We start from the raw sequence: 22644 nt of genomic DNA, 5'->3' as shown, positions 1-22644 counted from the left end.
GGTTACGGATCGAGATAGCGGGTGCGGCCATGATGATCTACCTGCAAAAGAGAGTAATAGATCAGAACGGCCGATCGCCGTCAAGCACTGAAAATAGCAAAATCAGGTGCGGAATGACGGCGCCAATCCTGACTGTGAGCTTGCCTGGGATGGAAATGATCACGGCCGCGAGGCGGCCGTGATGGAGTCAGGAACAGTGGTGCCCGGCCCGCTCATGAGGAGGGTTTGGGCTCCAGGGTCGCAGCGACCGACTTGGCCGCCGAGCCGGTGAGCAAGGGCTCACCAGGATAGAGCACCAACGCATCGGCCCGCAGACGGTCGGCCTCTTCGGCCCGCCCCAACGCATTGAGGGCGATCACCATGTTGGCGTAGATGTTGGCCCTGGGGGTATGGCGCACGAACGCCTGCCCCCAGTCGAGGTAGGCTTCCAGCTCCGCCTTGTTGTTGGCCTGCAAACCCACCATCAGGCGCACCGCGTTGACGTCAAACTCCACCCGGGTCAACCAGGCCAGGGGATTGACGATGTCGAGCAACAGCGCAGGCTGCTTGTAACCGCCCCGCTCATACTTGGTCACCACCCAGGCGGTATGCAGGGCGGTCAGCATGAAGGGGATAACGATCAGGGGAATGGCGATGGCCATGAAGCGCAGCAGCAACCAGGGGCGGCACAGATGGTCGCGCCAGTTGCCGTGGCCTTGCTTCTCCACCTCCGCATCCATCGCATACAGGAGCAGCAGCAGCGCCCACCACAGGGCGATGGCGTGGTAGAAGGGGTACTCGGTCTGGGTGTGCAGCAAGATGGGGGTCACCAGCGCAAGCAAGGCGGCGCCCTTGACCCAGCCCGCCCGGCTCAGACGCCACAGCAGGGCCCCGCCCATCAGCACCATGCCCAGCATGGGTGCCAGACCCCCTTCCACCGCCCAGTAGAGAAACTCGTTGTGGGGGTGATCCAGGTTGTACTCGATCTGCACCATGGCCGGGTTCAGCGCCTTGTCGGCCATGTAATGATGGAGAAACACCGACTCGAAGCTGCCATAGCCCCAGCCGGTCCAGGGCATCTGCGAAATCAATTTGGTGCAATATGCCCAATAGATGGGGCGATACCCGCCAGATTGATAGATCTCAATCCCCCGCTTGACACCACTCATTCCATACTGGGAGACCAGCCCGAACGCAAACCCCAAGGCAACCAGACCCAGCATCCGGCCCAGCTGGCGCTGACGATAGAGCTGCGGCACAAGCAGGATCAGAGCCAGCAGCCCGCCCAATTGCCCCACCCGCGATTGCAAGATGACCAGCAGCAGAGAAGTGGCCAGGATCACCCCATAGCGCAGCCCCTTGAGCCAGGGATTACCCTCCCTGCGCAGCTCCAGCCAGATGGCCAGCGCAAGCCCGGTCGCCATAAAGCTCGCCATCACATTGGGTTGCTGGAAGATGCCGTAGGGGCGGTTGACCCGAATGTCATAGCCTATCCAGTTGCCCGGCGTCAGCAGGTAATACTGCACCAGGCCGAGCAGCGCCTCGATGGCGACGGCCCCGAGCAGCAGATAGAGCAGCCTGTCGCGGGCCCGGCTTGCCAACTGCCACTGATAGAGCACGAACAGGAACAGCAAGCCGGCGAAGAGACCCAGCAGGCGCGGGATGGCGAAATCCTGGAGCTCGAAGCCGGGATAGGCCATCGGCAGCAACAACAGCAAGGCCCCCAGCCAGAGCCCCAGCTGCAAGGATGAGATCACCAACCGCTGGCGCAGCGTCACCTGCCACAGACCGAGGGCGATAACCAGGCTGGCAAAAATCCAGCCCCAGGCGTTGAAGGGCAGATAGAGCCCGGCCCCCCCCGGATTGTGCATAAAGAAATGCATGCCCAGCAGCCAGTAAAGGGCGCTGACGATCACCATGCCCCTCGTCGTTGTCATCATTTTTTGCGGCCCCTTTCATCCATACAGGCAACTCCCATGTGCTGCGCCCAAAAAAACAAAAGGGGGCTGATGCCCCCTTCGCTCATAGCTAAACACTATACCTGTTCCGGCCTGCGAAACGCATGACGTACCAGCACAATCCCCACCCCCAGCATACCGCCGAGCAGGGTGGCCAGCACCACGATCAACGGGCGCTTGGGTTTGTCGCGGCTCAGGGGTTCATCAGGTGCCTCCAGATAGGAGAAGGGACGGAAGGTCGCCTCCTCCAGAGAGATGCGCTTCATACGCGCCATCTGAACTTGGAGTGCTTGCAACTCGGGCTTGTAGACCTCGATGTCGAGGGACTTCAACAGGGCGAGTTTCTTTTCCAGCGCCTTGGTCCCTAGGGTGATGGAGAGGCGCTCCTGAGCTGCGTAGTTTTCCAGCGGGGCGACAACGCCTGCCGCCTTGGCAATGCTGTTAGCCAGCTCGGTCTCGGAGATATCTTGTTTCAGCACGCGCTTGGCATCTTCCAGCATGAGCTCATAGCGGGTGGTCATCCCCTGCAGCTGGAGAGAGCGCTGATCATCGAGCTGACGAACCATCCGCTGCTGCTGCAAGTTGATGATGTAGTCGATATAGCCCTCCAGCATCGCCAATGACGCCTCGGCAGTCGGGGCGGCAAAGGCGATCTCGACGCCCGGCTTCTCACCCTTCTTATCCACAGGCTGTGCCACTACCAACTTGCTCCAATCACGCAGCCAGCGGCGCTGCGCCTTCTCGTCGAGCCCAAGCGTCTTTACCTGCTCGGCAAACAGCGGGCTGGTTTTCAGATAGTCCTGATGGTTCTCGTAAGCATTGAACTCCTGCACAAACTCCTCATAGAGCGCCTTGCCAGCGGGGAAGCCCTCTAGCCCGAGCGCGGCAGCCTGCACCGATACTTTCTGCATCGGCAGCAGATCTTCCTGCTTGGGCCCAATAATCACCGCCTTGGCGGACCACTGCTGGGGAGCTGTCAGCGCATAGCCCACGCCAGCCGCGGCAAAAAGCGCAGTAATAAGGAGGATCAACCCTTTCTGTCGCCACAACAGCAGCACCAGCTCGCGCAAATCGATTTCGTCAGCAGTGGCTTGCCAGCCCTGTGGCAATTGAGCGTCAGAGTTGGGGGTTATCTCTTTGTTGGTCATAACAGCGGTCATTTCCTAATCAGTTTGGAGAGTGAATAAAAGGGGCCTGACGATCCTTGTCAGACAGGACCAAGGGTATATTTTCCATCAGCGGCCAAGCAATAGCCAACTCGGGGTCAGCCCAATTGAGTGTCCGCTCATATCCGGGACAGTAATAGTCGGTGCATTTGTAGAGCACCGTTGATTCCTCGCTTGTTACATAGAAGCCGTGCGCAAAGCCGGGGGGGATCCAGAGGGACATGGGCTCGTCTGCATCAAGATACTGACCCACCCACTGACCATGGCTGGCACTGCCCGGACGCAAGTCAACCGCCACATCGAAGATGGTGCCAGAAATCACCTGCACCAGCTTGCCCTGCGGCCGTTCGACCTGATAGTGCAGGCCGCGCAGCGTCCCTCGGCATGAACGACTCAGATTGTCCTGCACAAAGGTAAAATCACCGCAGTGGTTTACAAACTCGCTTTGACGAAATAACTCCATCAATTCACCGCGCTCATCATTATAGGTGGTATGGTGAATTAACTTCACATTGGCAAGAGATAGAGGCTCAAATTTCATTCGTTCATCCTCATACTTTTGAGGTTAAATTATTGTTCTGCCGCAATCTGCCGAAGGGTATCTAATACCCCCACCTGCCACGGTGGAAAATGAGCCAAAAATGTCTGGCTAAATAAGCGGGTATTCAACCGTGAATTTAATGGCCGACGCACAGAATTAGTATAATGGTCACTGGTGACAGGAATAAGAGTGGGTATTCGCTCCAGCAGCCCCAACGCACAGCCTTCCTTGAAAATAAAGCTGGCATAGTTATACCAGTTTACCGCCCCCGCCGCAGCCACATGATAGAGCCCACCTAGCGCCGGATTAACCAGTGTCTGTCTGATAGCAATCAGGGCAGCATCGGCTAACATCACAGCAGAAGTGGGGGAACCTACTTGATCACATACCACGGAAAGAGATGAACGCTCGCCTCCCAACCGCAACATGGTTTTCAAAAAGTTGTGCCGATAAGGGCTATGCAGCCAACTAGTGCGCAAAATCAAATGGCGGCAACCGCTCGCCACAATCGCCTGCTCCCCTTGGTATTTGCTCAAACCATACGAATTCAGCGGCTCAGGCAGATCGTCCTCTCGCCAAGGCCTATCACCGCGGCCATCAAAGACATAATCAGTAGAGAAATGAACCAGCAATGAACCTGTTTTCTTTGCCGAAGCGGCCAATATTGATACGGCCTGGGTATTAACCCGGTAGGCCAGTTCAGGCTCAACCTCGGCCTGATCGACCGAGGTATAGGCGGCAGCATTGATAATAACTGTTGGCTGCAGCTTGAGCACTAAATCAGCCAGCTGGTCGGGATGCAGAAGATCGGCATCCATGCGTGCAGGCAGTAATAAGGCCTTCTCATCAATTGATTGACATAATGCCAACCCAAGCTGACCAGTACCGCCCAATAGCATGAAAGATGGCAGACGCAATGAATACTGCTCAATTAGGTTCATTGGTATTTCTTGGTCTAACCCAGGCGAGAATACGCCAGATATTATTAAGTAACTGGTAATAGAGAACAAACACTAGCGCAAATAACAACAAGCTAATCCACTCCGGTATAGCATCATATTCAAGGGCAATACCCATAACAGCCAGCAGTGTGGCAGTTCCGCAGATCACCACCAAGGCTTGATGGGATGAAAGTCCCGCCCGCAGACAGATATGATGCAGATGCTCGCGATCCGGTTTAAATGGTGAGACCCCTTTGCGAATGCGCCGCACCATGATACAGGTCATATCCATCAGCGGAATGGCTATTAACCAGAGTGCGGTAACCGGATTCATCTGTGCCTTTGGCCCCTGAGTGCCTTGCAACAATACCCAGATAACGGTAAAGCCGATCAACATACTGCCCGCATCCCCCATAAAAACCTTTTTGCGTCCCCCAAATGGGAAACCCAGATTCAGGCAGATATAAGGCACCACCACGATCATCATCATAAGACAGAAACGGGCCAACGGTAGCTGTCCATCTGCATAGTGGATATATGAAAGCGCCCCAAAGGTCACCATTGTGAGTCCACCTAATAAGCCATCGATCCCATCCACCATATTAAAGGCATTAATGGCGCCAAGCACGGCAAATATGGTTACAATATAGCCAAGCGGCCCCAAATTGACTTCATAACTGAAGAAAATATGACCAAGACTCTTTAAAGAGAGCCCTGCGGCAAAAATCATAGCGCAAGAGATAAGGATCTGCACCACCAACCTGACGCGATAATCCACATCATATTTATCATCGATGGCCCCCATCATTACCAAGACTGAAGCGCAAAGTACATAGACATCCGAATTAATTAGTAATTCTGGTTTAAGCCATAGCGCCAGCATCAGCGTAAAGTAGATTGAAATCCCCCCCACCAAAGGAACCAATCCTTGATGTAATTTACGCTCATTAGGACGATCAACAAGATTTATTTTTTTGGCAATCTTCCTTGCAAAAAAAAGCATTGAAAATGAAATCAAAAAAAATATTATATATTCCATTTTTTATCCCAACACAAGTCAAGTGTTATGTTAAAAATAATTAAGACATCTATTTAAAAGATGGAAAGATTTTTGGAAGTTGCTCATCGAAAGGCCCCTCTTTCACCTCTAATAAAAGAGCCTTTTCTGAGAGACATTCTACGCTATGAATATCCCCAGGGAAAAACTCAATCATTGGTAATGGATCAGATGCATTTACGGTTAATTTTTTCATTACGGAACCGTCATCAGAATAAAGGCTAACTTGAATATCGCCATGAATTACGGTGAACATTTCCCATTGGTGGGATAAGTCATGGTAATGTGCATCAACATAGCTACCTTTCACCATTGCAATCAGCAAACGTTGCACTTTGTCATCATGGCTTTTATGTAATAACAAGTGGCTTCTAAGTCTTGGCGACTCCTGGGCTGATAAATATAAATCATTTAAATCTGCTACATCCCAAAAACGCATAATAAAGTCCATCGATTGACATTTATGACACAGAAAGATGCTTAATTATTTGTTTTGCTGCTGAACTCACTAAAAATTCAGACTCCAATAACCGTTTGGCATTTTTTCCCATATCATGGCGATATTGACTATCCAAGTAAAGCTTCTCTGCTGCTGAAAATAATTTATCGTCCTCACCGTTGATAAAAACAGCTCCTGCATGAGCAGCATTTACCAATGCCTGTAAGTCATTCCCATAATTAACACTACCAAGAATTGGTATTTCCTCCACCATATATCCCAATAATTTCCCAGGAAAATTATGGCTTGTATGTGTTGCTGATAAAGAGAATAGACCTACATCGACTTCAGATAAAATGAACTTGAACTCCTCTTGGGAAACAGAAGGTAGATAACTAAAATTTCTCAATCCCCAATCAATAGACAATTGATTGATAAGTGTAACCTCATCCCCTTGCCCAATATAAATAAAATGGGCATCATCATATATTTTCATTTTTTTTGTTAGGCGCATCAAATTAGCCATATCCTGAGCATGACCAATATTTCCACCATAAAAGAAGATAACCTTCCCCCTCACTCCTAGGCGCTCTCTAATTGATACATAACCATCAGGAATACTGATAGTGGGCGATACCATCGCCCAGTTACGCAATACCTCTACAGGATAACCAGAATAGTCAATATTAAATACATTGATATTATTTTCAGACATGAGTCCAATCATGTCCGCCTGATTATAGGAGTGCTTTTCAAAGAAGCGAAAATATCGTTCAATAACACCTCCTTTTTTAATCATACCAGCATCAATAACCCAGCGAGGAAAAAGATCCCTTAATACCAAATACGCCTTACATTGACAGCGCTTTTTTAAATAACTAACTAACCCTCCCCAAAATATGGATGGTGAGTAATAAATAATACCATCAAACGTATTTTTTCTAACTCTCGATTTAATAGCCCGCCAAGCTTGAAAAGAAAGTAGCGTTTCATGGATAGCTCGTTTAGCTTTACCAACACTTTTGATTTCACCACTTTTAAATCGCCAAATATTGACGCCATCCAGTGTATTCGTAAGTAACGTTTCACTTTGCTCACTGTTTGGTGTTATTACTGTTACCTGATGTCCCTGCCGCTGCAAATACACCGCAAGTTCATGAAACATTTTTGCTGCTACACGAGTACTACTGGGTAGATAATCATCAATGATCAACGCCAATTTCAAAGTGATTTTCTCCATACTACGCGGTTTACATAATCAACATAACTTACTATGGTACGCAGCACCTTATCCGAAACATTAGGGGCTACATAATCCTTCACCTTTTTTATTAACCGTACAGTTCCATGAGGTTGTTTTTCTAAAATTTCAATTGCCTGCAAGATACGCTCAATATTCATTCCAGTGAACATCACTGCCCCCTCTTCAAACCCTTCAGGGCGCTCTTGTGCCTCCCTGATATTAATGGCAGGGAAGTTCAAAATTGAAGATTCTTCAGTAATTGTTCCGCTATCGCTTAGCACTACCTTGGCATCCATTTGCAGGCGAACATAATCACTAAAACCAAGTGGCTTTAACAAATTAACTAAAGGGTGGAAGGTTAAATTCAATGCTTCAATTTTTTTACGGGTACGCGGATGGGTCGAAACAATAATAGGATGTTGATATTTTTCAGCTAGCTCGTTTAACACCCTCACATAACTGTGAATATTTTTATCGGAATCCACATTTTCTTCACGGTGCACGCTCACCAAAAAATATCCTCCCTTAGTGAGTGACAAGCGCGATACCACATCAGCAGCATGTATTTTATCCTGATAAAATGCCAGCACCTCATCCATCGGGCTGCCAGTTTTAACGATCAAATCAGGCTTGATGCCTTCGCTTAACAGATATTCGCGTGCAATATCGCTGTAGGGCATATTCACATCAGAAATGTGATCAACAATTTTACGGTTAATCTCTTCCGGCACCCGCAAATCAAAGCAGCGATTGCCTGCTTCCATATGAAAAATAGGTATTTTTTTACGCTTGGCCGAAATGGCCGCTAAAGCACTATTAGTATCGCCCAGAATAAGGAGAGCATCCGGCTTTAACTCAGCAAAAACCTTATCTGACTTACTGATCACTTGCGCCATGGTTTCGGCGGCGCTACCACCTGCACACTCTAAAAATACATCTGGAGTCCGAATACCTAAATCATCAAAAAATATTTGATTAAGCTCATAATCATAGTTTTGACCAGTATGCACCAAAGTATGATCACAAAACTCATCTAGCTTTGCGATAGTGCGCGACAGTCGAATGATTTCTGGGCGCGTACCAACAATGGTCATCACTTTTAGTTTTTGCATTGCACATACCTTGTCAAATAATCGTTATGCATTAATTCAATCAACTCACGCCAACTGGGCACTGTCAAATTCAGTGCTTGGTGCAAACGGCTAGAATCGAGTGAACGGTCGATCACCAGTTGGGTTGACTCATTAATTTCAATATCCTTGCCATAAATGTCGGCCACCAACGAAATTAAAGTGTACTTATTAATCGGTTCGACAGACAAATGGTACAACCCGCAGATCTCAGGCTTGCTCAGAATATTGTCGGCCAGTAATTTGGCGATATAACAAGTAGGCAACCCAGAAAACACCGCTTTGGAAAAACCATTCACAGCACCGGATTGGCTTAAAAACCAATCAACCAAGCTAACGGCTGAATTCAGCTCATGGCCAATGATCGAGGTACGCAAGGTTAGGTGGCGGCCATAGTTAACCTCACCTAGGCACTTAGATTTGCCATACAGATCCGTTGCGGTCGGCAAGTCAGCTTCCTGATACATGCCTTGCTTACCATCAAACACACAGTCGGTCGAAAAATGGATTAACCGCGCATCATATTGGTCAGACAAAGCGGCCAACTGATGTGGCAACAGCGCATTGATTTCAATCGCCGCCACATGTTGCTTGGCAATATCGTGCTGCTTAATCAAGCCAATACAATTGATCACCACCTCTGGCTTGGTAGTGACAATCGCCTGTTCAATGCTGGTGATATCGGTGACATCAATACCTTCCAACAGTTGCTTTTGGTACTTCGCAAAAAAAGCCGCTTTGCCGGTTAAGTTGCGCACTGTACCCGTGACGTTCAATGCTGGGTTGTCAGCCAAATTGCTAAACAGGCTGTAACCCAACATGCCGGTGGCCCCCAGGATTAATACATTCACTATTATACCCCTTCCGGCACGATTATATTACCTGCTTCGATTTCACGAATGAAATCGAGCTTACGTAAAAGCTGTTTCATTCCTTCAACATCCAGGCGGTCAGTGTTGTGTGAGTTATAATCCTCAACCAAGGATAAATCTTTTTCCCCTTGCTCAAAATACTTTGAATAGTTCAGGTCGCGGTTATCGGCTGGCACACGGTAATAATCACCTTGCTCCTGTGCAATAAACATCTCTTCACGGCTGCACAACGCTTCAAACTGTTTCTCACCATGGCGAGTACCAATCACATTAACAGGGTGATCAGGTCTATCTAGGATTTCCAGCAACGCTGTTACCAATACATCAATAGTCGCTGCTGGAGCCTTTTGTACAAAAATATCGCCATTTGAACCATGCTCGAAGGCATGCAGCACTAAATCAACCGCATCATCCAATGTCATCATAAAGCGGGTCATATTTGGATCAGTGATCGTAATTTTTTCACCATTCACCACTTGACGAATAAACAAAGGAATCACTGACCCACGCGATGCCATTACATTACCGTAGCGGGTACAGCAAATCGTAGTACCGGTATGTTCCAAGTTACGGCTCTTGGCCACAATAACCTTTTCCATCATTGCCTTGGAAATCCCCATTGCATTGATTGGATAAACGGCTTTATCTGTGCTTAAGCAAACTACCCGCTCAACCCCGTGACTGATTGCTGCCTCCAAGACGTTTTCAGTACCCAGTACATTGGTCTTGACAGCTTCCAATGGATAAAATTCACAAGAAGGGACTTGCTTAAGGGCGGCGGCATGATAAACGTAATCCACGCCTCGCATTGCATTAGCAACGCTTTGATAATCTCTTACATCACCAATGTAAAATTTTAATTTTTCAGACTTAAATAGCTTGCGCATATCATCCTGCTTCTTTTCATCGCGGGAAAAAATACGAATCTCTTTAATATCAGTATTTAAAAAACGACGTAGTACGGCATTACCGAAAGAGCCTGTGCCACCGGTGATTAATAGAGTTTTATTAAAAAACATAGAAGCCCCCCAAAACAATTCAACATTAAATAAAATCAAAAAAATCTTGCCATGTTGCACATTGTGAAAATGACAGTGGTGAATATTGCGACATTGATGATTGATGCATGACATCACATATTACTGATGCCCATAATTTAGCATTTTGATAATCTAGAAATGTAGCACCTTGATAATCATCTAGTACATCCCGAGAATAAGGCAAATCAGCACAAATTATTTTTTTACCAAGCACACCAGCCTCTGCAAGTGGTAAACCGAATGTTTCTATATAGCTCGGAAACAATACGGCGTCAGCAGAAATATACTTTTCAATGACTTTGTCATAAGGCAGTCCACCTAGATAAGATATATTATCTATCAAATCTAATTTCTTAGCTTTTTCATCAAAAACCGGATAGTCACCAGAATTAAATGTCACAGCAAAAATTGGAACTTTATTTAACGGCTGGCTTTTCAGTATCGACAGAGCATCAAGAATCATCAGGTGGTTTTTATAAAACAATGGGGATGCTGGGTAAAAAAAAGTTGCCTTATCATTATTAACAGATTTAGCCCCCCCACCCCTACAATTTGCATCATAGCCTGTTGGCAGCTTTATATCAGGGGTAAATATAGAGATTCTTTCCTCAAGTACACCATTTTGCAACAATGCAGCCTTCATCCATCTTGTCTGCACTACAAACCTAGTCTCTGTTGAGGAAAACAAAAATATAAATAACTTATAAAACCATTTATATAAGAAATATTTAACCGTCTCTTTATTAAAACTATATCGTACCGTTGTAAAGGGAAGAGACTGGTGTAGATATATTAATTGCTCACAATCAATGTTTACAGACGTATTTTGCAATGAAATACATAATGAATATTTTACACTTCGTTTTTTCAATTCACTCTTTAGGCCGATAAAATCCCACCATATTCGCCTAACCCAAGATTTGGTATCTATTTTCACATATTTTATGTTGGGGCATGGCTTTACTTTTACATTTGTCGGAATAAATATTATAAATTTCTTTTTATAAATCTCTGCGTGAGCAATGAATTGCCTCAGTATAGTAAGAGCCCCCCCAGAAGAAAGCGCTGTCGCATTAACAACAATCACCTTACTATCATTTTCCATATTAAAAACCATTGTGTATAACTAGACCAATAAGTTAATAGATATCAATAGAAAGCTTCTAGAAAATTAATTCATCCTCTCTAAAAAAGGATTTAGAATAAAAACCGCCTAATTTAACTTACACATGAAATATTAAAAAATAATAAAAATCATTTTGACATTAAATTACCTGGCGAAGTACGTAATTTTGAACTTAACCTCAAGAAAATAAACACAGTAATCAAAGATTGAATGTAGACTAGAAATGCATTAAACCAGCCACATAGTAAATATAGGAAAACAAAAAACCATGTTAATGAACATAACCGCTCACCACCTAATTTTTTTGATAAATAGACCGCCGTAATCATAAGAAAAAGCACATATGTTACATACATAGTGCCAAATAAATCATCTAGAAAAAACCAAGAGATGAAGCCTGTTTGTAATGTTGTCGTCGAATCTGAAATATAGTTTGAATATAAAAACAAATGCATATCCTCTCCTGGATACACTCCAATCATTTTAGCTATAGTTTGTTGAAACAAACCCTCCCAATAAAAATTGGCTACTTCATTTATCGCAATGCTATTCTTTATCTGCGCTGCATGCTCATATATAAATACAACATTTGACAACTGCTGTAAGCGTGAAAAAAGCCCATCAATAAAGTAAGAATATGCAAGCGCTAAATCTATGTGAGAGATAACATAAAATACATTATGCATATTCTGCTCAGATAATAACTCACGCAAAGCTACCTTCAAGTAAAATAAAACGGGTAAAGCTAGCACCAAGAATAAAGAAAATAATAAATGCCAACATCTTATTTTAAATCTAGAGTTTGCAAACATGAAGCACAGTTCAATATATGTAACAATCAAAATCCAACCAAGCCAACCACGAGATAACTGAGATATTATAAATATAACTACATTTAACTTATAAGTTTTCGCTCGATTACCGCCTCTAGCCATAACATAGTAAATATAAAAAATATAATCAACGGGGATTATAAACCATAAAAACCGAATCCATCCTCCAGCCTTGGGATCCCCCCCTGCCGCATTTGAGCCAGTCACGATATTAAAAATAAAATAAGCTAATTGAATCACTAGAATTAAATTTCCAGCTTTACTATATTTTTGCTCGTGAGTTAATCCTTTGTAACTTGACTTTAATCTGACCAATATAGAATATAAAGGGCCACAAATAAATAAATATGCTAGCAGTGTAAAAAATAACAATAAAAAAAGTGGACTACTTTTTTCTATAGGTATACCAATATAATCACCAATATATACTCCGCTGTCACGCATCGTTATGCATGCATAAATATTAGACACAACATACAATATGACGAACGAATATCTAATAAATCTAGTGTTGTGATAAAACTTAAATTGGCCAGAGTAATGAGTCATACGTTAGTGCCTCTTAAAAATTATTTTGAGCACTTTTTTTATTCTATATAATAATGATACCAGATAATCTGAGCCACGTAAAAAATAAAAAAACACATGAAAAACATCATACCAAGATGTCGTTTTTGAATTGTATATATGTTTTCTGAACCCAGAAATATCGCCAGCGTTTAAAAAACCCTGCGCACATGCATATTCTGCATGTGCTATTTTTTCTTTAATGCAGTGTTCATAATTAGGAAATGCCACTATAAGTTTGTTAAGATAAAAAATATTGCTTTTATACGTATCTATAATACGCAGCCCACTTCGGTCATTTTTCAAACTTTCAGACCATGAATTTTCTGCTGAGAGTCTGTATACTGACATGTAACGTTCGATATTATCGCAACGACCTAATGATGATGCGAAAACTTCAATGTAGAAATCGCCAACAGGAGCTGCACTAAACCAATCAGGTAATGTATATATTATTTTTTTTCTAAAAAAATATGAACTAGTAGGCGAAAACTGGCCTTTGGCTGACATAATAAATCCCACATCAAAATTTGTACCACTTTGACAAGGCCATATTGATTTTAATAAATTGTTATCAGCTTTACTATATGCAGGATGAACAACAAATGAACATTCATTATTGTTTTCCATATACTCATATTGTATTTGAAGTTTATCTCTATCACACCAATAATCATCCCCCTCGCAGACGGCAATATATTCACCCACAGCGTCATTAAATACTCTTAATAAATTAGCATTTGCACCAATGTTCTTTTCAGAAGTGATAACTTTGATCAACTTAGGATATTTTTTTTTATATTCAGCCAAAATAGCTAAGGTACCATCCCCCCCACAATCCTCCCCAATAATTATCTCAAATGGGAAAGTTGTTTTTTGCATTAAAAAACTATCAATAGCCTGCTCAATATATTGATCTTGCTTATATGTAATACAGCATACGCTAACACGTATTGGTTCATTTGTTGACCAGTTTGCAATGATCTCTGCTTCGGTTAATTTAAGCAACGTTTCTTACCTTTTTCAGCCATATTTGTCATTTCAAAATTATCTGCAATTAGTTTTGTTTCTTGCTCTAATAAATCTCGCTTTCTATTTTTTATTTTTTTTGCTGGAATACCAAGATAAACTCCGAATGAGTCACAAGTTTGAGTTACTAATGAGAGAGCACCAATAGAAACCCCCTCATATAAGGTGATACCCGGTAACACCACTGAACCACAACCAATAATTACATGCTTGCCCAATGTCACATCGGCGTGTGTGACATTGGTATATTCAACAGGCACCATGGGATTTGTCATATATGTGCCACTATAGTCATCATTACTGGAATAGATGGCAACTTTTGAGGATATATTACAAAAGTCAGCAATAGTTATTTTTCCAGCACCAATCAATGAACTATAAACAGCAATATGGATATAGTTGCCCAACCAGATCCCCCCCTCTCCTGCTGAAAGCACACAGAAATCATCAATACGTACATTGCTACCAATGTGAATTCGATTAGCCCCGTAGATAGAGGCTTTATCAGAAATTAACACATTAGAACCAAGAGATGAAAACCCCATACTGGCTAGCTGCTCTTGAGTGAGAAAAGCCATATAATTTAGCCACCCTTGATCAGACTGATAATTTTATCTTGCTCATATGAATTCAACTCATGATATATCGGTAAACAGAGTACTTTATCCGCCACTTCATTGGACAGGGGCAATAAATGAGCCTGTGCACTGGGCAACCCACGATACATAGGCATATTACTAATCAAAGGATAGAAGTAACGACGAGACAATATATTATTTTCCTTGAGTTTTTCATACAATTTATCACGACTCAAAGGATAATCTGTCTCAACTAAAATTGGAAAATAGGAGTGATTACTGTTAGCATCTGAGTTGTGCTGATAGACAGTGATACCTTTTACATCAGCTAATGCTGCGCGGTAGTAGGCATCAATAGCTTGCCGTTGCTGCATCGCATGATCGATATGCTTAAGTTGAACCAAGCCAAAGGCAGCATTAATTTCACTCATTTTTCCGTTGATACCTGGGGCCGTCACGGTCAGTTCATCGGCAATACCAAAGTTTTTCAAGCGATCAATTCGCTGCTTGGTTTTGGCATCCGGACTAATAATTGCCCCCCCCTCAAAGGTGTTGAAAACCTTGGTTGCATGAAAACTTAAAATAGAGAGATCACCCCATTTTAGTACACTTTCACCTTTGTAATTTACGCCGAAAGCATGAGCCGCATCATAAATCACTTTAAGGCCATAGTTATCAGCAATTTTTTGAATAGCCTCAACATCACATGGGTTGGAATAGCAATGCACCGGCATAATGGCAGTTGTACGCGGTGTGATTGCGGCTTCTATCTTGGCAGGGTCAATATTGAACGTGCTAGGGTCAATATCGACAAACACTGGCTCTAAACCATTCCACATGATCGAATGACTGGTCGCCACGAATGAGTAAGGAGTGGTGATCACCTCACCACTGATACGCATAGCTTGCAGGGCCGTAATCAAAGCGATTGTCGCGTTATTAAATAGCGACACATGCTCCACACCTAAATAACAACGAAGCTCAGCCTCCAACTGCTGGTGAAACGGGCCATTGTTCGTTAACCAACGATTATCCCAAATTTTTTCAAGGTAAGGGATGAATTCACTAAGCTCAGGCAGAAATGGTTGAGTGACAGGTATGTTTTGGTTAGTCATTTTATGTCCCGATTATATTTAACTGCATGTAGTTACTATTAATAATTAGCGATGCAATGCAGAACGAATTTGGTTCAATAAGGGCTTCTGTGCCATCACTATATATACGATATAACTGGTTAACGCGGTTATTAAAGACAACGTCATTTGCAAAAACTGTGAATCTTGCCAATACAGTCCCACCCAATAAGCAGTCGAAGCCGAAGCAATTGCCGCCAACCAAATAGGTAGTATATCTTTACATTGCTGCCATTGGCTAATACTAGTGAGTTTGGCTGTATAATATGTATTAAATAAAAGTGCCAGATAAGATGTAACACTTAAACCAATACACATTGTCAATACACCAAACGGAATGGTGATTAATAAAATAACTACGCCAACGACTTTCTTTATAACTTCAAGTTTTAAAAAAAGATCGCTGCGCCCTTTCACTTGTAATAGACTCAAATTAATACTGTGTATAGGGTACAGCATATAACCTATGCATAAAACACTGAGCAAACTAGCCGCTGATTGCCACTGTTCACCCAACACGATTGCCAGCAAAGGTTTCGCGATAATAGCCAAGCCCATTATTAGAGGAAATATTACTACCGCTGCTATTTTTAGCGTTAAGCGATAAGCACTCTCTATTTTATCGCTATCTTCTTGCAATTGACTAAATATAGGATATGTTACTCTTTGAATAATACTTGTCAGCGTCATGGCTGGCACGCTGGCTAATTGATTTGCTTGACTGAACTCACCGACTACTACTGGTGTGAATTTTTTCCCAATGATGATCTGATAGAGGTTGTTATGAATCACATCAAGTAAACCTGATATTAATAACTTACTACCAAAACCAAACAGATAGTTAAATGATTCTTTATTTAATTTTCCTTTTGGGCGCCAAGGTGAAAATAAATTAAATAGCAACGTAGTAAAAATGGCTGTGAGAAGGGTTTGGATAACTAGCGACCAAACTCCATAGCCATTAGCTGCTAATATCAGCGCTGTTACACCACTAACTAGCACACTGATTATTGAAATTTTTGCCTGAGTTTTAAAATCCATCACTACAGTAAGTTTCACCCTAGGAATTAAGGTGAGCGAATTAATTAATACGCATATCCCCAGCACTCGTAATAAATTTTTCAACTCAGATTGTTGATAAAAGTCTGCGATATAAGGTGCACTGGAATAAAGTATTAAATAACAGAGACTAGATACTAGAATATTGTAGTAAAATGCAGTAATCAAATCATTGTCTGTGTGGTCTGTTTTACGAATTAACGCTGAGGTAAAACCACTATCTACAAAGGTGTTAGCTATAGCAATAAAGATAGCCAACATACCTACTAAGCCAAATGCAGCAGGTCCAATGACTCTTGCCAGAACTAGAGTTATTGCAAGTTGAACGGCTTGCGTTAATAAACGCTCAATGGCACTCCACTGTAAGCCTTGTTTGGTTTTCGTTACGATATCCTGCATTTATTTACGACTTGCCTAAAGTCAGCAAATATTGCCCATAACTGTTTTTACTCATTAAGTTTCCCCTTTTTATCAACTGACTTGAACTCAACCATCCATGTAGAAAGGCTATTTCTTCTAAACAAGCAATTTTATAACCTTGGCGTTTTTCTACTGTTTCTACAAATTGTGCAGCTTCTAATAAGCTTTCATGGGTGCCAGTATCAAGCCAGGCAAAACCTCGGCCAAGCATTTCAACATGAAGATTGCCTTCATTTAAATACATTTCATTGAGTGTCGTGATTTCCAATTCACCACGCGCTGATGGTTTAACTTGCTTTGCCTGTTTAACGACATCACTAGGATAAAAGTAGAGTCCCGTCACAGCATAATGGCTTTTAGGGTTAACAGGCTTTTCTTCAATTGAAATAGCTTTTTGATCATCATCAAATTCAACGACACCAAAGCGTTCGGGGTCTTTTACTTGATAGCCAAAGACGGTTGCACCATTATCGATTTGTGCTTTCTCAACCGCGTTTTTAAGCTTGTTGCTAAAACCTTGACCATAGAAAATATTATCGCCTAACACAAGGCACACTGGATCTGAACCGATAAACTCCTCGCCGATAATAAACGCCTGCGCCAATCCATCCGGGCTGGGTTGCTCTGCATAGGTCAGCGAAATACCGAATTTGCTGCCATCACCTAACAGGCGCTGGAAACTGGCCTGATCTTCTGGGGTGGTAATGATCAGAATGTCCCTGATCCCGGCCAACATCAATACCGACAGGGGGTAATAGATCATCGGTTTGTCATAGACGGGCAGTAACTGCTTGGAAACACCCATGGTAATGGGATATAGACGGGTGCCAGAGCCGCCTGCCAGAATAATACCTTTCATTATTTTTATGCTCCGTACTGCTTGTCGATCCAAGTCTGATAAGCGCCGCTCTTGACGTTTTTGACCCATTGCTGGTTGTCCAGGTACCACCGCACGGTTTTGCGAATGCCGGATTCGAAGGTCTCTTGCGGCTGCCAATCCAGCTCGGCGCTCATCTTGCTGGCATCGATGGCATAGCGACGATCGTGACCGGGACGATCCGCCACGTAGGTGATTTGATCGCGGTAAGAGCACGCTTTCGGCACCATCTTGTCAAGCAAATCACATACGATATGTACCACCTCCAGATTCTGCTTCTCGTTGTGACCGCCGATGTTGTAAGTCTCCCCGACCAAGCCAGTGGTCACCACCTTGTAAAGCGCGCGGGCATGATCTTCCACATAGAGCCAATCGCGAATTTGGTCACCCTTGCCATAGACCGGCAGCGGCTTACCATCCAACGCATTGAGGATCACCAACGGGATCAGCTTCTCAGGGAAGTGGTAAGGACCGTAGTTGTTGGAGCAGTTGGTGACAATGGTCGGCAGGCCGTAGGTACGGCGCCAGGCGCGAACCAGATGGTCACTGGAGGCTTTAGAGGCAGAATAGGGGCTGCTGGGGGCGTAAGGGGTGGTTTCGGTAAAGAGTGGCAATGGCTCACCAGCGGCGACTTCATCCGGATGGGGCAGATCGCCATACACTTCGTCGGTGGAAATATGGTGGAAGCGGAAGGCCGTCTTGCGCGCCTCGTCCAGACCGTTCCAATAGGCGCGGGCCGCTTCCAGCATCATATAGGTGCCGACGATATTGGTCTCAATGAAGTCGGCGGGGCCTGTGATAGAGCGGTCAACGTGACTCTCGGCGGCCAAGTGCATCACGGCATCCGGTTGATGGGTAGCAAACACCCGATCCAGTTCGACGCGGCAGCAGATGTCGACCTTCTCGAACGCGTAACGATCGCTGCCCGAGACCTCAGCCAGGGATTCCAGGTTGCCTGCATAGGTCAGCTTGTCGAGGTTGACAACTGAGTCTTGGGTATTCTGGATGATATGGCGAACAACGGCTGAACCGATAAAGCCGGCACCACCAGTCACAAGGATCTTCATTGAAAGGTTCCCGATTTCAAGATAACGAAATGACACGACATTGTTTGACGCTTGCGTAGAAGATTTTCACGGTAGGTTTGCGGAGCGCCTACACTGATGACTAAATCGTCTAGCACACAGATATATCACTGAAACTAAGCTTGGTTAATTTTTCTGCATAATTTCTAGCGATACGACTTGTAAATAATTCTTATTTGATAAACTTGGTGAGGAGGGTAATTATGAAAAAGATGACATAGTTAACAAAGTGAAACGCTACCGCCCTTGAGTTACAGCTCCCAATATGCTGGTTTTAACCTTCTTGTCCGTGCTGTTGGCCATCAGATCCTCCAGCTTCTTGTTTTGATTGATGTTTAACAATTCTTAAGCATTCCATTACCTTACTAGGCTGTCCGGAACCTACATTGCTCACATCTTGGGCTTTTTGCGCCCTAAACCCGATCGCGGGTCAGATTCTATCTTGTTTAACCCAAGGGTGAATAGTCAAAAGGTGCAAAAGGCCCTCAATAGGGTAAGAATTCAACAGCATTCCCATTAACCTACTGACTTCAATGTCACCAGTATTTTTACTGATAATCCTCTAGTGACACCTTTCGATGAAGAATAGAAAAAATATGTCTGTCAGTGTGCTCTTATCACCTCATTCGTGGGCATCAGATTGTTAGGATAGCGCCAAGAGATCAAGAGTGTGCTCTTCTGTTGACCCATTCACGTACCTTACTGCCCCTCCACTGCGATCATAACGGTCGCATACTGCTGTCACCGTATGTAAATCGCTTCGTGTCACAGAGTTTTGACATCTAATTAAACACTCTATTGAGGAGTTCAGTCTGGGATGATTCAGTCCCGATACAGCGGGGTCAGGTAGGATCCAGATTGACTCTCCCTCTTGTTGACCCTCTAATTGGCAGCCTGGACCCTCATCATCATGCATCTTATGAAAATCCTACTGGTTGAAGACGACAAGCTGCTCAATCACCACCTCTCCACCCTGTTGACCGAGGCCCAGAACCAGGTTTACAGCACGGACAATGCCCAGGTGGCGCTGCACTACGCAGCAGACTACCCCATCGATGTCGCCATCATCGATCTGGGCCTGCCTGACATGGATGGTCTGCAGCTCATCACCCGCCTGCGCGAGCAGCAGATCCCCTTTCCCATCATTGTGCTGACGGCCAGAGGCAACTGGCAGGACAAGGTGGAAGGACTGGAGGCCGGGGCGGACGACTACCTGGTCAAACCCTTCCAGAAGGACGAACTGCTGGCCCGTCTCAATGCGCTGGTACGCCGCAGCGCCGGCTTCATCTCCCCCAGAGTGAAGGCGGGTGACTACGAGCTGGATCTCTCCCGCAAGGAGCTGACCATCGCCGGCGAGGTCACCGTGCTGACCAGTTTCGAATATCTGATCCTGGAATACCTGATGCGAAATGCCCGTCAGGTGGTCTCCAAACAGCAGTTGCTGGATCAGCTCTATGGGGATGGTGAAGGGGATCCCAACACCATCGAGGTAATGGTGAGCCGGCTTCGCAAAAAACTGGATCCGGAAGGGAGCATCCAGCCCATCTCCACCATCCGCCGCCAGGGCTACATCTTCAACCTCGCCTGCAGCTGATGCGCCTTGCCATGCTGCATCCCCTGACCCTGATCCGCCGCTCCCTGCACCTCAAGCTGATGCTGAGTGCCATGCTGGTCATCGCGCTCATCATGGCCTTCTCCGTCTACATCCTCTACCTCGGCCATGCCGAGGAGCAGGCCCAGAAAGCCAGTGTCCGCATGCAGGAGAACCTCTCCAAGCTGTTCTCGTCCAAGCAGCCGGAGCCCCACGCCATGACGGATCTTGGCAAGCTCACCCCTGATGCCATCGACCCCAATCTCGACACCCTGATCTGCCGCGCCGACGGGGCGCTGAGCTGGTCCAGCCTGCACATGCCGGAGGTGGTCTCCATCAAGGAGACCATCTGCCGGGATCTGATGAGATACCTGGGGGGATTGGATCAGGACTATTTCTTCAAGCTGCATACCATCAAGAACGGCCAGAGCTACTTCATCTACAGCCTGCGTTTCCTGCGCAATCATGGCGCCGGCCCCACCACCTACTACGTGGTGATGGTCGATTCCGCCCGGCGCTATCAGGCCCAGACCCGCGATTACCTCTACCGCTGCATTCGCCAGGCGCTGCTCGCCTACTGTCTGCTGGGCGCTCTGTTGCTGCTCACCAGTTTCTGGAGCCTCTCCTCCCTGCGTACCATGGCGCGCCAGATTGACGAGATCCGCGCCGGTACGCGAGAGGCACTGTCAAACGACTACGAGCGCGAGCTGACCCCCCTGACAAGCTCAGTCAACCAGTTGCTGGAGAACGAACGCCAGCAGACCCAGCGCTACCAGCACGCCCTCAACGATCTCGCCCACAGCCTGAAAACCCGGCTGGCGCTCATCCAGATCACCGCCCAGGAGCTCAAGCTCGGCCACGATATCCATGACAACATCAATGAACAGATCACTACCATGGATCAGATCATCCAGTACCAGTTGCGCCGCGCCGTCACCGGGCGAAAGCGCCTCGCGAGCAAGGGCACCGAACCGGTTCCCCTCATCGAGAAGCTGCTGGCCAGTCTCGCCAAGGTCTATCGCCACAAGAAGCTGCAGACCGGCTTCCAGTTTGACGACGATGTCTTCTTTCACGGCGAGCAGGGCGATCTGATGGAGCTGATGGGCAACCTGCTGGACAACGCCTGCAAGTTCGCCATCAGCGAGATCCGGGTTCATGTCCGCCACCGGGAGAGCGGTCTGCTCATCGTGGTGGAAGACGACGGCCCCGGCATCGATCCCGGCAAATCGCAGCAGATCTTCCAGCGCGGCGTGCGGGCTGACAGCTCCCCCGGCCAGGGGATTGGCCTCGCCGTGGTGACCGAAATCGTGCACAGCTATGGCGGCGACATTCAGGTGGACGAGTCCCCCCTCGGCGGCGCCCGTTTCCAGATGACCCTTCCCTAACCCCTGATGAGGGGAGGGCCCATGACGCCCTTCCCTCCCCTCTGCTCACTCCTGATTGCCCATCACCCAGCTGTCATTTCTCCCTGTTCGAGTAGTGGCTGTCGTCATGAGTGGTGACACGGAAAAGCCATGCAACCTGGCGATAATGCAGAGCAACCCCCTCCCAACCTCCCCCTTCTTAAGGGGGAGGCGCATTCCTGTCCGCTTTTTAAGGTTGTCCGTTTTACCTGTTGGTCAGAGCCATTTGGGATGATGGCTGACTGTTTTGCTCCCTCCCCTTACCAAGGGGAGGGCCGGGGTGGGGTTCTTGCAATCATCTTATGACGACAACGCCTAGCCAAATCCCCTCTCCTTCCACAACAGGCAGATGGCGACAGTCGGGCTCTCGGGGCGGTCACGAAAGTACAAAGCGGGATCGCGCAGATAAAAAAAACCGGCCGCGAGGGCCGGTTGAAACAGTTCAGGCTTGTCAGGTGATACCAATCGGATTAAACATTAGGTCAGTTTTATCCAATCTCGGCTACAAAGTGACATCACCCGCTCCACATCGGCAATAAAGTGCTTCCAGGCCGATGTGCAGGCATCAAGGATGTCG

At 45.9% G+C, this 22644-nt stretch carries 20 protein-coding genes; 2 read left to right on the top strand and 18 right to left on the bottom strand.

The genetic code is table 11. The annotated features are described in order from the left end of the window. Positions 1 to 212 precede the first annotated feature (212 nt). From ACNPAA_RS17660 to rfbB, 18 genes are all read right to left on the bottom strand, one after another. Positions 213 to 1916 (bottom strand): Wzy polymerase domain-containing protein, encoded by a 1704-nt coding sequence (locus tag ACNPAA_RS17660; RefSeq protein WP_417891913.1) that lies wholly within the window; start codon positions 1914 to 1916, stop codon positions 213 to 215. A gap of 98 nt (positions 1917 to 2014) precedes the next feature. Then, positions 2015 to 3085: an LPS O-antigen chain length determinant protein WzzB gene (locus ACNPAA_RS17655; protein WP_202007731.1), complete on the bottom strand. Its 1071-nt coding sequence runs from the start codon at positions 3083 to 3085 to the stop codon at positions 2015 to 2017. A 19-nt stretch (positions 3086 to 3104) separates the two neighbouring features. Then, positions 3105 to 3644 carry a dTDP-4-dehydrorhamnose 3,5-epimerase gene (gene rfbC / locus ACNPAA_RS17650; protein ID WP_202007733.1) on the bottom strand — a complete coding sequence of 180 codons (540 nt, stop codon included), beginning with the start codon at positions 3642 to 3644 and terminating at the stop codon, positions 3105 to 3107. A gap of 29 nt (positions 3645 to 3673) precedes the next feature. Continuing rightward, positions 3674 to 4585 carry a dTDP-4-dehydrorhamnose reductase gene (rfbD, locus tag ACNPAA_RS17645; protein ID WP_202007735.1) on the bottom strand — a complete coding sequence of 304 codons (912 nt, stop codon included), beginning with the start codon at positions 4583 to 4585 and terminating at the stop codon, positions 3674 to 3676. Beyond that, entirely contained in the window at positions 4572 to 5624 is a 1053-nt protein-coding gene (wecA, locus tag ACNPAA_RS17640) for a UDP-N-acetylglucosamine--undecaprenyl-phosphate N-acetylglucosaminephosphotransferase (protein WP_319878296.1), read from the bottom strand. The genes rfbD and wecA overlap by 14 nt, the downstream gene beginning before the upstream one ends. 49 nt (positions 5625 to 5673) lie before the next feature. After that, complete coding sequence (locus tag ACNPAA_RS17635) at positions 5674 to 6081, bottom strand: WbuC family cupin fold metalloprotein (protein WP_319878295.1); 408 nt, start codon at positions 6079 to 6081, stop codon at positions 5674 to 5676. A gap of 22 nt (positions 6082 to 6103) precedes the next feature. Then, the gene (locus tag ACNPAA_RS17630; RefSeq protein ID WP_319878294.1) at positions 6104 to 7306 is read right to left on the bottom strand and encodes a glycosyltransferase family 4 protein; all 1203 of its coding nucleotides are present in this window, start codon (positions 7304 to 7306) and stop codon (positions 6104 to 6106) included. Further along, positions 7303 to 8436 carry a non-hydrolyzing UDP-N-acetylglucosamine 2-epimerase gene (gene wecB / locus ACNPAA_RS17625; protein ID WP_319878293.1) on the bottom strand — a complete coding sequence of 378 codons (1134 nt, stop codon included), beginning with the start codon at positions 8434 to 8436 and terminating at the stop codon, positions 7303 to 7305. The genes ACNPAA_RS17630 and wecB overlap by 4 nt, the downstream gene beginning before the upstream one ends. Next, positions 8424 to 9305 (bottom strand): SDR family oxidoreductase, encoded by an 882-nt coding sequence (locus ACNPAA_RS17620; protein ID WP_319878292.1) that lies wholly within the window; start codon positions 9303 to 9305, stop codon positions 8424 to 8426. The genes wecB and ACNPAA_RS17620 overlap by 13 nt, the downstream gene beginning before the upstream one ends. Positions 9306 to 9307: 2 nt before the next feature. Then, positions 9308 to 10345 carry a polysaccharide biosynthesis protein gene (locus ACNPAA_RS17615; protein WP_319878291.1) on the bottom strand — a complete coding sequence of 346 codons (1038 nt, stop codon included), beginning with the start codon at positions 10343 to 10345 and terminating at the stop codon, positions 9308 to 9310. A gap of 25 nt (positions 10346 to 10370) precedes the next feature. Next, positions 10371 to 11471: a glycosyltransferase gene (locus tag ACNPAA_RS17610; RefSeq protein WP_319878290.1), complete on the bottom strand. Its 1101-nt coding sequence runs from the start codon at positions 11469 to 11471 to the stop codon at positions 10371 to 10373. Positions 11472 to 11620: 149 nt separating this feature from the next. Further along, positions 11621 to 12874, bottom strand: a complete 1254-nt coding sequence (gene wzy, locus ACNPAA_RS17605) for an oligosaccharide repeat unit polymerase (protein ID WP_319878289.1) — start codon at positions 12872 to 12874, stop codon at positions 11621 to 11623. Between the two features lie 3 nt (positions 12875 to 12877). Beyond that, positions 12878 to 13900 carry a glycosyltransferase family 2 protein gene (locus ACNPAA_RS17600; protein ID WP_319878288.1) on the bottom strand — a complete coding sequence of 341 codons (1023 nt, stop codon included), beginning with the start codon at positions 13898 to 13900 and terminating at the stop codon, positions 12878 to 12880. Beyond that, a complete protein-coding gene (locus ACNPAA_RS17595; RefSeq protein WP_319878287.1) occupies positions 13888 to 14499 on the bottom strand; it encodes an acyltransferase in 612 nt (203 codons plus the stop codon). The genes ACNPAA_RS17600 and ACNPAA_RS17595 overlap by 13 nt, the downstream gene beginning before the upstream one ends. Positions 14500 to 14504: 5 nt before the next feature. Beyond that, on the bottom strand, positions 14505 to 15614 hold the full coding sequence (gene vioA, locus ACNPAA_RS17590) for a dTDP-4-amino-4,6-dideoxy-D-glucose aminotransferase VioA (protein ID WP_319878286.1): 1110 nt from the start codon (positions 15612 to 15614) through the stop codon (positions 14505 to 14507). 45 nt (positions 15615 to 15659) lie between these two features. Beyond that, positions 15660 to 17090, bottom strand: coding sequence for a lipopolysaccharide biosynthesis protein (locus tag ACNPAA_RS17585; protein WP_319878285.1), 1431 nt, complete (start codon positions 17088 to 17090; stop codon positions 15660 to 15662). 4 nt (positions 17091 to 17094) lie between these two features. Then, positions 17095 to 17970, bottom strand: coding sequence for a glucose-1-phosphate thymidylyltransferase RfbA (gene rfbA / locus ACNPAA_RS17580; protein ID WP_319878284.1), 876 nt, complete (start codon positions 17968 to 17970; stop codon positions 17095 to 17097). Positions 17971 to 17975: 5 nt separating this feature from the next. After that, a complete protein-coding gene (rfbB, locus tag ACNPAA_RS17575) occupies positions 17976 to 19055 on the bottom strand; it encodes a dTDP-glucose 4,6-dehydratase (RefSeq protein WP_417891912.1) in 1080 nt (359 codons plus the stop codon). A 937-nt stretch (positions 19056 to 19992) separates the two neighbouring features. On the opposite strand from rfbB, the gene ACNPAA_RS17570 reads away from it, so the two are divergent. Together ACNPAA_RS17570 and ACNPAA_RS17565 are read left to right on the top strand one after the other, a co-directional pair. After that, on the top strand, positions 19993 to 20667 hold the full coding sequence (locus ACNPAA_RS17570) for a response regulator (RefSeq protein ID WP_041207018.1): 675 nt from the start codon (positions 19993 to 19995) through the stop codon (positions 20665 to 20667). 11 nt (positions 20668 to 20678) lie between these two features. Continuing rightward, positions 20679 to 22049, top strand: coding sequence for an ATP-binding protein (locus ACNPAA_RS17565; RefSeq protein WP_417891911.1), 1371 nt, complete (start codon positions 20679 to 20681; stop codon positions 22047 to 22049). Positions 22050 to 22644: the final 595 nt, after the last annotated feature.

Origin of the sequence: Aeromonas sp. PS2Canimalfood6 (assembly GCF_048276795.1) — a bacterium.
In the GTDB taxonomy this organism is placed as follows: Bacteria; Pseudomonadota; Gammaproteobacteria; order Enterobacterales; family Aeromonadaceae; genus Aeromonas; species Aeromonas caviae.
This window is presented reverse-complemented; position numbering and strand designations above follow the sequence as displayed.